Origin of the sequence: Peribacillus asahii, from assembly GCF_004006295.1 — a bacterium.
GTDB classification, from domain to species: domain Bacteria; phylum Bacillota; class Bacilli; order Bacillales; family DSM-1321; genus Peribacillus; species Peribacillus asahii_A.
The window spans coordinates 3,913,883-3,927,284 of sequence record NZ_CP026095.1 but is presented as its reverse complement, the minus strand read 5'-3'; the positions used below and the strand labels follow the sequence as shown (position 1 = coordinate 3,927,284).

Sequence of the window (13,402 nt, the reverse complement as noted above, 5' to 3'; positions counted from 1 at the left end):
GATTAAATGAAGGGAGGCTCCTCATGAAAGTAGAAGTATGGTCAGATTATCAATGTCCATTTTGTTATATTGGAAAACGTAGATTTGAAAAGGCGTTAACGCAGTTTCCTCATCGAGATCAAGTAGAAGTCGTTTTCAAAAGCTTCGAATTAGATCCACAAGCTGAGCGTGACGTGAAAATGAGTCAAGATGAGATGTTAATGAAAAAATATAATATGACTGCTCAGCAAGTAAAGGCCTCAAATGACAATTTAACCGCACAAGCGAAAGCAGAAGGATTAGAGTATCATTTAGAGCAAACGATTTTGACGAACACGTTTGATGCACATCGTTTCATGCATTTTGCTGCGACAAAAGGTAAGGAAAAAGAAGTGAATGAGCGTTTATTCTTAGCTTATTTTACAGAAGGCAAGCATATAGGTGATCATCAAACATTGGCAGCACTTGCGGCGGAAGTTGGGTTAGATCAAGCGGAAGTAGCAGAGATGTTAGCCGGCAATCAATTTACAGCTGAAGTGAGAACGGATGAGCAAGAAGGAAGTTTATTAGGGGTGCGAGGTGTACCATTCTTTGTGATTAATCGGAAATATGGTATTTCTGGAGCACAGCCAACAGAGGTCTTTTTGGATACATTGCAAAAAGTTTGGACCGAGGAACAGCCGCTTCAAATGGTGAACGAATCGACTGATGCAAATGCTTGCTCGGATGGTTCATGTAATATTGAATAGCATAACGAAAAAACGAATTCCTCTAGTGGAAATTCGTTTTTTTTCGTCTATTAGTTATAATGGAAGAAAAAGGATGTGGAGGTAATGGCTCTTAAGTTATTATTTATCTTCATAGTTGGCCTATTTTTATTCGGAACAGGGACGTATGTGTGGAAAAAGCAACAAGTCTCGTTTATTGCAGGATATGGCGAGTTTTATCATCCTCGAAATGAACAGTTATTAGCGAAGAGAATTGGAACCGTAATTAGGGCACTTGGAGTGGCAACATGGATTTTACTCCCGTTAGCGCTTTATATACCTGAATTTAAAGTCTCTGTATATGGAGTTGTAGCTTTTTTACATGTCCTAATGATTCTTTTGCTAATTGCAACCGATCATATATCATCTTATTGATTACTCAATTGAAATGGTCGTGAGTAGATAGCGAGATTGCTTACGACCAGTTTCTTTAATAAAAGGGATTTTTGATAGTATTCATAGTGGCATGAAATCGATTAGATTATGATATAATGACTAAAAGAATTTTTTAGAAGAAAGAGGGACATAGATTGGGAAAAGCTAAAGAATTATTTTCGTGGGTTAAAGCAATTGCCATTGCTATTATTTTGGCTTTTGTTATCCGTACATATATTTTTGCGCCAATTGTTGTAGACGGTGAATCGATGATGCCGACTTTATTAGATCGTGAAAGAATTATTTTGAATAAGTTTGGTACCGATATTGAAAATATCGATCGGTTCGATGTCGTCGTGTTCCATGCAACGGAAGAGCGTGATTATATTAAGCGTGTAATCGGTCTGCCGGGAGATCATATCGAATATAAAGAAGATACACTGTATATTAACGGTAAAGCTTATAAGGAACCATATTTAGACGAATATAAGGCAGAATTAGGCGGCGAGCTATTAACAGAAAATTTTACTCTTGAAGAGATTACTGGTGGTACAACGGTACCTGAAGGTAAACTATTTTTAATGGGGGACAATCGCCGTAATAGCTTAGATAGCCGTGAAATTGGTACAGTCTCAGTTGACGAAATTGTTGGTAAAGCAAATTTTGTGTACTGGCCAGTGGATGAAATTAAATTTGTGAAATAATGTTAGAGACACTTCATTTGATTGAGGTGTCTTTTTTTGGTTCAAACTGAGTACCATATAGCCTTTTAAATATGTTTCTTTTGTCCTGCTGCATATAAAATCTAATTATTACCTATTTTTCATAATGGGTTTTAAGGTAGAATGGTATTGAAGCACGTCTTGTAACGGAATGAGGGCAAATGATGGATGTAGTACAGCAATTAATCTCTCAACATGGGTATTTTGCAATTTATGGATTACTGGCAATTGGTATTATTGGACTACCGATACCGGATGAAGTGATGATGACATTTGTCGGTTACTTATCCTCTATTTCAGTATTGAATTGCCAAGGAGCACTTCTCGTTAGTTTTCTTGGCTCTATGACAGGGATGCTCGTTAGCTATTATATTGGACGGAAAATTGGCAGGCCGTTTTTAGACAAGTATGGAAAATGGCTTCGACTAACGCCGGCACGATTAAAGCAGACGGAACGTTGGTTTCTTCGCTACGGTCCGTGGACATTATTGATTGCTTATTTTATTCCGGGGATACGCCATCTTGCAAGCTATTTTTCTGGGATGAGTGGCATGAATCAACGTAAATACCTCCTTTTTGCTTGTGTTGGTGCGTTTAGTTGGTGTTCTTTTTTTATAGGTTTTGGTTATTTTATAGGTGTGTTAGCTTAACAATACTGCTCTTGTTTAAAAGAGGGCGGTATTGTTTTTGTTTTAATAATTCTTAAAAAAGGGAATAGTGAGTCGAGACAGAAGCGTTATGCTAAAATAAAAGCGAAATCAAAGTGAGGAGTGTCGACTTTTGGATAAGATTAATTGGCAAAACGAAATCGAAATACGTAAGCAAGATTTATTAACAGATACTCAACGATTATTACAAATTAAAAGTGTATTAGATGAGAATGCTGCAACTGAAACGGCTCCATTGGGTATAGGGGTCAAAGCAGCTCTTGATTATATGCTTGATTTAGGAGCAAAAGATGGTTTTACAGTTAAAGAAGTGGACCATGTTGCTGGTCATATTGAAATGGGACAAGGTGAAGAATTGTTAGGGATTTTATGCCACGTTGATGTTGTACCAGAGGGAGATGGCTGGAGCTCTGATCCATATGGAGCGGAAATTAGAGAGGGTAAAATATATGCTCGCGGTGCCATTGATGATAAAGGACCGACGATGGCTGCTTATTATGCGATGAAAGTAATTAAAGAGCTAGATTTACCATTAAATAAACGGGTTCGGATGATTATTGGAACGGATGAAGAATCTGATTGGCGCTGTGTGGACCGTTATTTTGAAGTAGAAGAAATGCCGACACTTGGCTTTGCACCGGATGCGGACTTTCCCATTATCTATGCCGAAAAAGGCATATGGGATTTTGCAATCGTACAGCCTGCAGCGATACATGTAGAAAAAGCAGCGGTCAACGTGATTGAATTTTCATCGGGCAGACGTATGAATATGGTTCCTGATTATGCGATTGCAACAGTTGAGACGGTACAAACGAACGAACTGAAACAGGATTACGAATTATTTTTACATAAGCATTCATTAACAGGAAAGAGTGAGATTAAGCAAAACCAGATTACATTTGAACTTGAAGGTGTGTCTGCTCATGGAATGGAGCCTAAAAATGGGGTGAATGCAGGGCTGTTTCTAGCTTCCTTTTTAGCGGATTTACAAGTGGATGAACACGCGAAAACTTATTTTACCTTCATTCGCGATTATCTGTTTGAAGATTCGCGTGGCAATAAACTAGGTATAGCATACCATGATGAAATCACTGGTGATTTAACGATCAATGCCGGTAAATTTATTTATTCAAAAGGTAAAGACAGCAGCATTGGTTTTACCATGCGTTATCCTGTTACATTTGATTGGGAAAAAGGAAAAGAGACATTAACAGCGAAACTATTGAAGTTTCAATGGCGTGTTGAATCTTTTTCAAATTCTATGCCGCATCATGTAGACCAAGATAGTTTCTTAGTTCAAACATTACAAAAAGTATACGAAGAAGAGACAGGAGAAAAAGCGGCGCTGCTATCCATCGGCGGCGGCACATATGCTCGTTCGCTGAAGGCAGGGGTAGCATTTGGGCCGTTGTTCCCGGGGAGCGAAGATATTGCGCATCAAAAAGATGAGTATATTGAAATTGAAGATATGTTAAAGGCAGCGGCCATCTATGCGCATGCGATTTATGAATTAGCAAGATAAGGAGAATAAACAAAGATGGGGAATTTAATTTTTAATGGCGAGTTAATAACTCGTTCTGCTGTAAAAATTGATGTGGAGGACCGCGGTTATCAATTTGGAGATGGCGTGTATGAAGTAATTCGTGTTTATAATGGTCGATTATTCGCAAGTGAGATGCATTTAAAGCGCTTGTTTGAGAGTGCTAAGTTTATTCGTATAAAAGTGCCGTTTACACTAGATGAGTTAAAGGCAAAATTAGAGGCATTGATTGTGAAAGACGGGCTGACATTTGGGATTGTGTATATGCAATTAACGAGAGGGGCGTCACCGCGAAATCATGCTTTTCCAACTGAAGAGGTGGAGCCTGTTTTTGTCGCTTATACGAAGGAAATACCATACGCTGGAGAAGTGAAGCCTGGTGTGAAAGCTTTACTAACAGATGACGTGCGTTGGTTACGCTGCAATATTAAAAGCTTGAATTTACTCGGTAATATTTTGGCTAAGCAAGAAGCTGTGGAAGCAGGGTGTGCGGAGGCAGTACTGCATCGCGATGGAATAGTAACAGAAGGAAGTTCATCCAATGTTTCTATTATTGTTGATGGTACGCTGAAAACACATCCAGCGAACAATTTGATTTTGAATGGAATTACTCGTCAAGTGATGCTGCAGCTTTGTCAGGCAAATGGAATCCCAGTTGTAGAAGAGGCGTTTTCTATAGCCGATGTGCTGGCAGCAGATGAAGTTCTGTACACAAGTACGGGTGTGGAAGTGACTCCGATTGTCAGCATTGACGGGAAGATGATCAACGATGGACAAACAGGTCCAATTACGAGACAATTGCAAGTCTATTTCCGGGAAGAAATTGAAAGACAATGTGGTATGCTTAAAGCGTAATGGAATGAAACTCTTGTCCAAATGTGGCAGGAGTTTTTTTGTTCTGGGTATAAAGGGAAAAGCACATATGTAGTACAAAAGTTTAATCAACATCGCCTTTTTTGTTTTAAATCGAGGTGGTCGATTTCTAAATAAATATTTCTTTAGTTAGCAACCCTATAAATAAGATAGATAAAGTAAAAACTAGTATGGAACTTTGTACGAGAACATTATATCAGTTCTAATTTCGTTACATGAAACATCTATAAAAGATTTGATGGTATGTTAAAATATAAAAGATTTTAGAAGGGATGCGTTTAGCATGGCGAATACTCACTTTTTCTTTGCCTTAACGTTGCCGGATGAACTAAAAAAAGAGCTATATGATCGAATAGAACAACTTAAAATGGCATTTCCATTTAAGAAATGGCTCCATCCTGCCGATTATCATATTACGATGGCTTTTTTGGGACATGCTTCAGAATCGATGCGAAACGAAGCAGCAGCCCATGTGAAACGAACGTTAGAAAAGGAAGCAGCTTTTCCGTTAATTCTGGATGAGATAGGAACGTTTGGGAGAGACGATTATCCGCGTATTTTATGGGCAGGCGTAGAGTTTGAACAAAGGTTGTTTGATGTTCAAAAAAAGGTGTATCAAGCCTGTCTAGAAACGGGCTTTTCTCTTGATCCTAAACCGTTTAAGCCGCATATTACATTGGCGCGAAAATATAATGGGGAGGAAGCTTTTTCACTCCAGCAAGCTTCGTCTTTAACAGGATTAGAGTCAAAGAGCTTTTTAGCTTCAGCGATTACACTGTATCAAACACATATCGGAGCATCGCCATCGTATGAACCGATTTGTTCCATACAATTACAATAAGACTGGTGGTAATGTAGATGGCACAGCTCATAAAATTGCAAGATTATGTATCGCGCTATGAGCAGGATATTTATCGATATCCGTCACAGTTTATCAAATTAAAAAAACAACAATGGGATAAGTTAAAAGCCGCGTATCAAGACGGGGAATTAGAGCAATTATTCAGCTCGTCCTATGAAGCGGACTTGATTGAAAATGCATACGAAGAGGAGAAAAAAGGCATTTTCAAAAGGGTAAAAGGAATGTTCCGCCGAAATAAGGAGGAAGAAGTCAAAGTAGAAACTGAGGTTCCAAAAAGAGAAGATAATATTTTCTCCTTACATATTCCTGCTGATATAGGGAGTTTAGCGGACTTAAAGCAAACCTTTTTGAATCAATTGCTTCGCTTTCAGATGAAGTGGGGCAGCTCAACGATTCATGAAAAATCATTTGTCGATTCTTCCTTCTTTTTAGATGAGAAACTGCGCTTCTTTTTACAAAGATTCCCTGATACATTTCTTGTCATGTACAAGCCGGTATTTCGATTGAAGAATGCTCCTGTCGAGGTGGACATCATTGTTATTTCGCCGACCGATGCTTGGTGTATTACGTTTTTAGAAGCGGAAGAAGATGCTGCGTTTGCTGGCTCTAGTGAAAAGTTCTGGTTACGCAGGCACCATAAGTATCCAAATAAAAAAGTGCTAAATCCAATGATTTCAGCTAATCGAATGGAGAACATTGTATCGCAGCTTTTTCAGCTATATGAAGTGACATTACCGATTAAGAAGGTCGTTCTCTCACGTAATGGCTACATTGATTATCCGCTTGCTCCGTATGGTACAGAGATTATTGATAAGCGGAGTTTTCCAGATTGGTTTGAAAAAATTCGTAAAGGATCTGCTCCTTTGAAGCATCAGCAATTAAAAGGTGCACAGGCGTTATTGGAGTATTGTCAAACAACATCAGCAAAAAGAATGGAATGGCAAGTAGAGGATAGCGAGCAGATTGAGGATAATCAAACTTCGTAAGTTATGATGGTAATTTAATGAATCAGCATGTTTTCTAAGGGGAATCTGTGTATACTACTTGACGAGGAAACAAGGTTTCAACTAAAATTTATTTTATGGCTATTGTAAAATTGCTCAATAGCTATTTTTTATTGGTGATTAATGCATATATTATGTATGTTTATATACGTAGAAATAATGAATACAGATGTTTAGCTCTAGCGCCCAGTCTTGTGTGGCTGAACGGCACTTATGCTTGTCTATTAAGCGAGGAAATTGAAGGTGAACCAGTTGGAACATTTATTAGGTCAGGAGTGGGAAATCTCTCCTGCTGGAGGAGCTACAGGAGAAGCGTTCATTGCTGTTAAAGATGATCAAAAACTTTTCCTGAAACGTAATTCATCGCCATTTCTTGCTGTGTTATCAGCTGAGGGGATTGTTCCCAAGTTAATGTGGACAAGACGCCTTGAGAATGGAGATGTGATTACGGCTCAGCAGTGGCTTCCAGGCAGAGAATTGTCTCAACGGGAAATGAATGATAATCGTGTAGCGGAGATGCTGCAAAAGATTCATCAGTCAGCCCCGTTACTAAGCATGCTAAAGCGGCTTGGAAAATCTCCTTTAAGACCTGAGAGTATACTTACACAAATTACTACAGAACTGACTACAGAATTAGCGCAAATGTCAATTATTGAGGAAGGCATTCTTTTTCTGAAAAACCATCTTTTATTGATTGAATGTGATGAATGGGTTGTTTGTCATTGTGATGTCAATCATAACAATTGGTTAATTACAGAAAGTGATGAATTATTCTTAATTGATTGGGATGAAGCTGTTATTGCTGATCCAGCGATTGATCTAGGTATGCTTTTGTATTCTTATGTGCCGCGTTCACAATGGGGGCAGTGGCTAGAGCGTTATGGAAAAACGTTAGATGCATGTTTGGAAATGAGAATGAAATGGCATACCACTTCACAAGCGCTATTGTCGATTAAATGGCATGATACGAAAAGTAGAATAGAAGAAAGAGATCAGCTGATTAAAAAACTCGCTAATATTTTAGCGAGTTAAACTAACTGAATTGATGAATATCATCAACCCACTGAGTTAAACTGTCTTGATGTGAGGTAATATGTTCTTCTAAATTGTTTGTATTTATTCCATTTTGACTGTAGGTATAAATATCAGTCAATATGGTTTTGACATGACTATCGATGTGTTGATTGCCGAGCAAAGCTGCGGCAAGTCTTTTGACTTGTTCACATTCAGAAACGGACCCGCAGCAATCAGTTTTGTGGTTACTGAGAATATCTGTTAGTAATGAAAGTTGATGTTCGTGAGATAATGGCATATATTCACCTTCGTTTCTTAGGGTAGGAGCTTAGTTTAAATAAATTCAAAATGAATCATGTGTTTTATAGGGCCTTTCTCTCTTATAGTACGTGTTCTCGAATGTTTTATACGAGCAAAAAGGATAGGAGCTGCCCGCTTGTACGAATAATTGTTGAGTTATATTATGTTATGAATGAAATTTATGAATTATAGGGGTGTCATCATGCGTGTAAGACATAAACCATGGGCTGAAGAGCGTTTAAAAGATTTTCCGCAATATGTGATTCAGCAGCCGGAAAGCCATAAAGGAAAATGGCAAGAAGTATTTGGAAATAACAATCCAATTTATATTGAAGTAGGAACAGGAAAAGGTCGTTTTATGACAGAAATGGCAAAAGCTCATCCTAATGTCAATTTCATTGGAATTGAAGTCTTTACAAGTGTCATTGTCACAGCATTGGATTTATTAATTGAAAATGAATTACCGAACTTAAAGTTGATGAATATAGATGCTGTAAATTTACGGGATTACTTCGACAAAGGAGAAGTCAATCGTGTTTACTTAAACTTTTCCGATCCATGGCCGAAAAAACGCCATGCAAAGCGCCGTTTAACATATAAAACCTTCCTTAGTATTTATGAGGATATTTTGCCAAATCAAGGTGAGATTCATTTCAAAACGGATAATCAAGGATTGTTTGAGTCTTCGTTAATGAGTATATCAGAATATGGTATGCTGCTTACATTTATTAGCCTAGATTTGCATAACAGTGATTTTGAAGGAAATATTATGACGGAATATGAAGAGAAATTCTCAAGCAAAGGCGATCGAATTTATCGATTAGAAGCAAGATTTCAATAATCTATTAAAAGGCATCTATTAAGATGTCTTTTTTTGTGGAAAATTGTTATTTTTTTGAAATATTAATGTTAAACTGTTGATAAGGAGGGGTATAATGGAAACTTTACAAATTGGCGAAATTACTTTGACTTGGTTAAATGGCGGGGTTACGAATTTAGATGGCGGTGCAATGTTTGGCGTGGTACCTAAACCATTATGGATTAGAAAATATCCATCAAATGAAAACAATCAAATTGAACTGAGAACAGATCCAATTCTTGTGCAAGCAAATGGCTTAAAGATGCTGATTGATGCTGGAATTGGCAGTGAAAAATTCACGGATAAACAAAAGCGTAATTATGGTATAACCGAAGAATCTAAGGTCGTTGAAGATTTGGCCGAGCTTGGCATTGCTCCAAGTGAAATCGATTATATTTTAATGACACATTTACATTTTGATCATGTATGTGGTTTAACGAAGCTTGTGAATGACCAGCCAGTATCTGTATTTGAGAAGGCTCAAATTATTACCTCACAAATTGAATGGGATGAAATGAGAAACCCGAATATTCGTTCTAAAAGTACATATTGGCGTGAAAACTGGGAAGCGATTGCTACTCAAGTTCGCCCATTTAATACAGAACAGGAGATTACAGAAGGTGTAAAAATGATTCATACGGGCGGCCATAGCGATGGGCATTCGATTATTGTCATTGAAAATGGAGGAGAACAGCTTATTCATATGGCGGATATTATGCCTACACATGCCCATTCTAATGTGCTTTGGGTTATGGCATATGACGACTATCCAATGACATCGATTGCAGCTAAAGAAAAATGGATGCAATATGGTTTAGCGAATAACGTATGGTATAGCTTCTATCATGATGCGTATTATCGTGCGCTAAAGTGGGATCAAACGGGAAAAGAGATTGTTGCTGAAGTAAAACGGATACGAGAGTAAATGAAGTAAAACTTCCATAAGTGTGGAGAAAGAACAAGCTGTGCATATAGTGCATGGCTTGTTTAGTGTTTGTGCGTTAATCTCGAATTGCGCACGAAAAGTAGTGTAGTACATAAATATTGAAAAGACTGATTTAATATCAGCCTTTCAAACAAAATTAATCGGCAGCTCGTACATTCAATTCCAATAATGTTCCGGTTTTAGCATCGGCCACAAATTCGAATTGCTCACGTTTGTCATCGATGTTCCGTGTAATTCCACCGTTATATACTTCATATTCCACGTCGTTTTTTACATACGTTTCAGGCTTCATCACAATCCATGAGCCGTAAATTTGACCGCTTTTCTTCAATTTTTCTTTAACATCCGCTAGTACTTTTTCTGGAGAAGCATGTCCAGATGGACCAAGTAATTCTTTTGTGATGATTCCAGCAGCGAATCCAGCGGCAGCACCTAATAAAAAGCTTTTCCAATTCATTGTGTCTCCTCCAATGTCCTTTTTATTTCTTACTTTCTAGTATACAGAAGAATGGAAAGGTTGCCTAATAATTTGAAATTTTCTCCAAGTGAGTCTGATGGTAACTTCCTAAAAATTTCTGTAGAATATAGAGTAGGAAAGAAAATCGTAAGTTAAGGGGAAATCAAAATGAATGATGAAACTTTATCTCTATTTAAAACGTTGACAGAATTGCCTGGTACTTCAGGGAATGAGCATGCTGTTCGTGCTTTTATGCGTAGTGAGCTTGAAAAATATGCAGATGAAATTGTTCAAGATCGTCTTGGAAGTATTTTCGGCTTGAAAAAAGGAACTGCAGATGGTCCGACTGTTCTTGTAGCAGGCCATATGGACGAAGTTGGCTTTATGGTTACGTCTATTACGGATAATGGTATGATTCGTTTTCAGACATTAGGCGGTTGGTGGAGCCAAGTGCTGATGGCGCAACGCGTTCAAATTATTACGGATAACGGACCGGTAATTGGAGTCATTGGTTCGGTTCCCCCACATTTGTTAGATGAGAAGCTTCGTGCTAAACCAATGGATATTAAAAATATGTTAATTGATATTGGCGCGGATGATAAAGAAGATGCTAAACAAATTGGCATTAAACCCGGACAACAAATTGTCCCAATCTGCCCATTTACTCCGCTTGCTAATAAGAAGAAAATTCTTGCTAAAGCGTGGGATAATCGCTATGGCTGCGGATTAGCTATTGAATTGTTAAAAGATTTACAAGGGGAAACATTACCGAATACTCTTTATTCAGGGGCTACGGTTCAAGAGGAAGTTGGCTTACGAGGAGCGCAAACAGCAGCCTCACTTATTAAGCCTGACATATTCTTTGCATTAGATGCTAGTCCAGCCAATGATGCTTCAGGAAATAAAAAAGAATTTGGTCAACTGGGCAAAGGTGCATTATTGCGCATTTTTGACCGAACGATGGTTACACATCGAGGAATGAGAGAATTTATTTTGGATACAGCGGAAACGCATAATATTCCATATCAATACTATGTATCTCAAGGTGGAACAGATGCTGGTAAAGTACATATTGCCAATGAAGGTATTCCAAGTTCGGTAATCGGCATCTGTGCCCGCTATATCCATACGCATGCTTCGATTATGCATGTAGATGACTATGCAGCCGCACGCGAATTAATTGGAAAATTAGTACGTGCATGTGATAAAACAACATTTGAAACAATTAAGAATAACGGATAAGAAAAGATGGTGTGTCAACATGAGAGTAGCTGTAGGTAGTAAGAATCCAGCGAAAGTCGAAGCTGTGATGAAGGTGTTTTCGGAAGAAGAGGTGCTTTCTTTATCAGTAGAAAGCGGTGTGTCTGCTCAACCATTTTCAGATGAAGAAACCATTGAAGGTGCCGTCAATCGCGCGAAAAATTGTTTGCAGCATAGCGATGCAGAGATTGGCATTGGTCTTGAAGGGGGAGTCGTGCAAACGAAGCAGGGCTTATTCCTTTGTAATTGGGGAGCAATGACAACTAGAGACGGTAGAGTTTGGGTTGCAGGTGGAGCGCGTATCGTTTTACCTGATGTTGTAGCGAAACGGTTAGAACAGGGTGAAGAGCTTGGTCCTGTGATGGATGATTTTACTCAAAAAGCGAATATTCGTAAAAAAGAAGGGGCCATTGGTGTGTTTACAAATGAGCGGATGACGCGAGTGAAAATGTTTGAACATATCATGAGCATGCTGCTTGGACAATATGAATATCATGAGAGACTGTATATCAATGGTTGAAGCGTGCACAGTTTGATATAATCATACTTATGACATTATGAAAGTGGAGGATGACAACATGCAACAATTACAATCAGAAGAACAATATGAGACATTAAAAAATGAAGGGAAACATATTTTTCTTTTTTCAGCAGATTGGTGCGGAGACTGCCGTGTAATCGAACCAATCCTACCTGAAATTGAAGCGAAGTTTCCTGAGTTTACGTTCATTCATGTAGATCGCGATCAATTCATTGATGTGTGCGCTGCAAACGATGTGTTTGGTATTCCAAGTTTTATCGCTTATGAAAATGGAAAAGAATTAGGACGCTTTGTAAGCAAGGACCGTAAAACACAACAAGAAATTGAGGATTTCATTCAAGGTTTATAATGTGAAACTTCCATCAATGGAGGGGCCCTTTCTCAACTAGGGGGGCCCTTCTCATTTTTTCTGCAAAGGAGGACTTAAGCATGAAAATGAACAGCAAGAAATTAACGAACTTATTAAAGGAACGATTAGCAGATGAAAGTCGCACGTTTCAATTTAATAGTCAACAGGATACATTACGAATTGAGAATGTGAAAACAGGTAAAGGAATCACCATTGAATTACCAAGAGTAATTGCGAATTACGAGTTGGTACAAGAGCAGGCTGTTGAAGAAGTCGCTTATTATGTAGAGGAAGCGTTGCAAGTTATGGGGGAAGAACATCGAATGGCTGGACAGGAAAAATCGATATTTCCTGTTATTCGTTCGACATCTTTCCCGACCGAAGCAGAAGAAGGAAATTCTTTTCTATTCGATGAGCACACAGCGGAGACACGCGTTTTCTATGCACTTGATTTAGGCAATACGTATCGTCTAATCGATGAACGCATGTTAGATCGTGAACAGTGGCAAGCCGAGCGAATTCGTGAAGTCGCCCGTTTTAACGTACGTTCACTTTCAACAGAGGTTAAAACTGATACGGTTGCGGGTAATACGTTTTATTTCTTAAATACAAATGATGGGTACGACGCAAGTCGCATTGTGAATGACGCTTGGCTTCGTGAGATGAAGGAAAACATTCAAGGAACGATGGCACTGGCTATTCCTCATCAAGATGTCATTATTATTGCGGATGTGCAAAATGAAACAGGTTACGATGTTTTGGCCCAAATGGCGATGAGCTTCTTTGCAAGCGGACATGTACCAATTACGGCTCTTTCATTTTTATATGAAGAAGGCGAATTAGAGCCAATCTTCATCTTAGGAAAAAATAAAAAACGTGAATAATA

Annotated in this window: 17 protein-coding genes; 15 read left to right on the top strand and 2 right to left on the bottom strand. The window is 38.4% G+C overall.

Going from position 1 to position 13,402, the window contains the following annotated elements; translation table 11 throughout:
* Positions 1-23: 23 nt before the first annotated feature.
* The 9 genes from BAOM_RS19290 (at position 24) to BAOM_RS19250 (ending at position 7,822) form a co-directional block, all read left to right on the top strand.
* Positions 24-728, top strand: a complete 705-nt coding sequence (locus tag BAOM_RS19290) for a DsbA family oxidoreductase (RefSeq protein WP_127761689.1) — start codon at positions 24-26, stop codon at positions 726-728.
* An 84-nt stretch (positions 729-812) separates the two neighbouring features.
* Positions 813-1,121, top strand: a complete 309-nt coding sequence (locus BAOM_RS19285; protein ID WP_127761688.1) for a hypothetical protein — start codon at positions 813-815, stop codon at positions 1,119-1,121.
* Between the two features lie 155 nt (positions 1,122-1,276).
* The gene (gene lepB / locus BAOM_RS19280) at positions 1,277-1,825 is read left to right on the top strand and encodes a signal peptidase I (RefSeq protein ID WP_127761687.1); all 549 of its coding nucleotides are present in this window, start codon (positions 1,277-1,279) and stop codon (positions 1,823-1,825) included.
* 182 nt (positions 1,826-2,007) lie between these two features.
* On the top strand, positions 2,008-2,493 hold the full coding sequence (locus tag BAOM_RS19275) for a DedA family protein (protein ID WP_127762645.1): 486 nt from the start codon (positions 2,008-2,010) through the stop codon (positions 2,491-2,493).
* A gap of 130 nt (positions 2,494-2,623) precedes the next feature.
* On the top strand, positions 2,624-4,033 hold the full coding sequence (gene pepV / locus BAOM_RS19270; protein WP_127761686.1) for a dipeptidase PepV: 1,410 nt from the start codon (positions 2,624-2,626) through the stop codon (positions 4,031-4,033).
* A gap of 15 nt (positions 4,034-4,048) precedes the next feature.
* Entirely contained in the window at positions 4,049-4,906 is an 858-nt protein-coding gene (gene dat, locus BAOM_RS19265; protein WP_127761685.1) for a D-amino-acid transaminase, read from the top strand.
* Between the two features lie 301 nt (positions 4,907-5,207).
* The gene (thpR, locus tag BAOM_RS19260; RefSeq protein ID WP_127761684.1) at positions 5,208-5,765 is read left to right on the top strand and encodes an RNA 2',3'-cyclic phosphodiesterase; all 558 of its coding nucleotides are present in this window, start codon (positions 5,208-5,210) and stop codon (positions 5,763-5,765) included.
* Between the two features lie 17 nt (positions 5,766-5,782).
* A complete protein-coding gene (locus tag BAOM_RS19255) occupies positions 5,783-6,772 on the top strand; it encodes an NERD domain-containing protein (protein WP_127761683.1) in 990 nt (329 codons plus the stop codon).
* A gap of 270 nt (positions 6,773-7,042) precedes the next feature.
* Positions 7,043-7,822, top strand: coding sequence for a phosphotransferase family protein (locus BAOM_RS19250; RefSeq protein WP_127761682.1), 780 nt, complete (start codon positions 7,043-7,045; stop codon positions 7,820-7,822).
* Between the two features lies 1 nt (position 7,823).
* Here the strand turns inward: BAOM_RS19250 and BAOM_RS19245 are convergent, their stop codons facing one another.
* Complete coding sequence (locus BAOM_RS19245; protein ID WP_127761681.1) at positions 7,824-8,102, bottom strand: YtzH-like family protein; 279 nt, start codon at positions 8,100-8,102, stop codon at positions 7,824-7,826.
* Positions 8,103-8,306: 204 nt separating this feature from the next.
* On the opposite strand from BAOM_RS19245, the gene trmB reads away from it, so the two are divergent.
* Both trmB and BAOM_RS19235 read left to right on the top strand, forming a co-directional pair.
* Positions 8,307-8,945, top strand: a complete 639-nt coding sequence (gene trmB, locus BAOM_RS19240) for a tRNA (guanosine(46)-N7)-methyltransferase TrmB (protein ID WP_127761680.1) — start codon at positions 8,307-8,309, stop codon at positions 8,943-8,945.
* A 94-nt stretch (positions 8,946-9,039) separates the two neighbouring features.
* Positions 9,040-9,888: a YtnP family quorum-quenching lactonase gene (locus tag BAOM_RS19235; protein ID WP_127761679.1), complete on the top strand. Its 849-nt coding sequence runs from the start codon at positions 9,040-9,042 to the stop codon at positions 9,886-9,888.
* Between the two features lie 157 nt (positions 9,889-10,045).
* Here the strand turns inward: BAOM_RS19235 and BAOM_RS19230 are convergent, their stop codons facing one another.
* Complete coding sequence (locus BAOM_RS19230; protein WP_127761678.1) at positions 10,046-10,366, bottom strand: hypothetical protein; 321 nt, start codon at positions 10,364-10,366, stop codon at positions 10,046-10,048.
* Between the two features lie 168 nt (positions 10,367-10,534).
* On the opposite strand from BAOM_RS19230, the gene BAOM_RS19225 reads away from it, so the two are divergent.
* From BAOM_RS19225 to BAOM_RS19210, 4 genes are all read left to right on the top strand, one after another.
* On the top strand, positions 10,535-11,608 hold the full coding sequence (locus BAOM_RS19225; RefSeq protein ID WP_127761677.1) for a M42 family metallopeptidase: 1,074 nt from the start codon (positions 10,535-10,537) through the stop codon (positions 11,606-11,608).
* Positions 11,609-11,627: 19 nt separating this feature from the next.
* Positions 11,628-12,146, top strand: a complete 519-nt coding sequence (locus BAOM_RS19220; protein WP_127761676.1) for a DUF84 family protein — start codon at positions 11,628-11,630, stop codon at positions 12,144-12,146.
* A 58-nt stretch (positions 12,147-12,204) separates the two neighbouring features.
* Positions 12,205-12,516, top strand: a complete 312-nt coding sequence (locus tag BAOM_RS19215) for a thioredoxin family protein (protein ID WP_119116892.1) — start codon at positions 12,205-12,207, stop codon at positions 12,514-12,516.
* A gap of 86 nt (positions 12,517-12,602) precedes the next feature.
* On the top strand, positions 12,603-13,400 hold the full coding sequence (locus tag BAOM_RS19210; protein WP_127762644.1) for a DUF1444 domain-containing protein: 798 nt from the start codon (positions 12,603-12,605) through the stop codon (positions 13,398-13,400).
* Positions 13,401-13,402 lie beyond the last annotated feature (2 nt).

Coding starts and splice junctions, on each gene's coding strand:
- BAOM_RS19290 (WP_127761689.1), top strand. CDS start 24: ATGAAAGTAGAAGTATGGTCAGATTATCAATGTCCATTTTGTTATATT.
- BAOM_RS19285 (WP_127761688.1), top strand. CDS start 813: ATGGCTCTTAAGTTATTATTTATCTTCATAGTTGGCCTATTTTTATTC.
- BAOM_RS19275 (WP_127762645.1), top strand. CDS start 2,008: ATGGATGTAGTACAGCAATTAATCTCTCAACATGGGTATTTTGCAATT.
- dat (WP_127761685.1), top strand. CDS start 4,049: ATGGGGAATTTAATTTTTAATGGCGAGTTAATAACTCGTTCTGCTGTA.
- thpR (WP_127761684.1), top strand. CDS start 5,208: ATGGCGAATACTCACTTTTTCTTTGCCTTAACGTTGCCGGATGAACTA.
- BAOM_RS19255 (WP_127761683.1), top strand. CDS start 5,783: ATGGCACAGCTCATAAAATTGCAAGATTATGTATCGCGCTATGAGCAG.
- BAOM_RS19245 (WP_127761681.1), bottom strand. CDS start 8,102: ATGCCATTATCTCACGAACATCAACTTTCATTACTAACAGATATTCTC.
- trmB (WP_127761680.1), top strand. CDS start 8,307: ATGCGTGTAAGACATAAACCATGGGCTGAAGAGCGTTTAAAAGATTTT.
- BAOM_RS19235 (WP_127761679.1), top strand. CDS start 9,040: ATGGAAACTTTACAAATTGGCGAAATTACTTTGACTTGGTTAAATGGC.
- BAOM_RS19230 (WP_127761678.1), bottom strand. CDS start 10,366: ATGAATTGGAAAAGCTTTTTATTAGGTGCTGCCGCTGGATTCGCTGCT.
- BAOM_RS19225 (WP_127761677.1), top strand. CDS start 10,535: ATGAATGATGAAACTTTATCTCTATTTAAAACGTTGACAGAATTGCCT.
- BAOM_RS19220 (WP_127761676.1), top strand. CDS start 11,628: ATGAGAGTAGCTGTAGGTAGTAAGAATCCAGCGAAAGTCGAAGCTGTG.
- BAOM_RS19215 (WP_119116892.1), top strand. CDS start 12,205: ATGCAACAATTACAATCAGAAGAACAATATGAGACATTAAAAAATGAA.
- BAOM_RS19210 (WP_127762644.1), top strand. CDS start 12,603: ATGAACAGCAAGAAATTAACGAACTTATTAAAGGAACGATTAGCAGAT.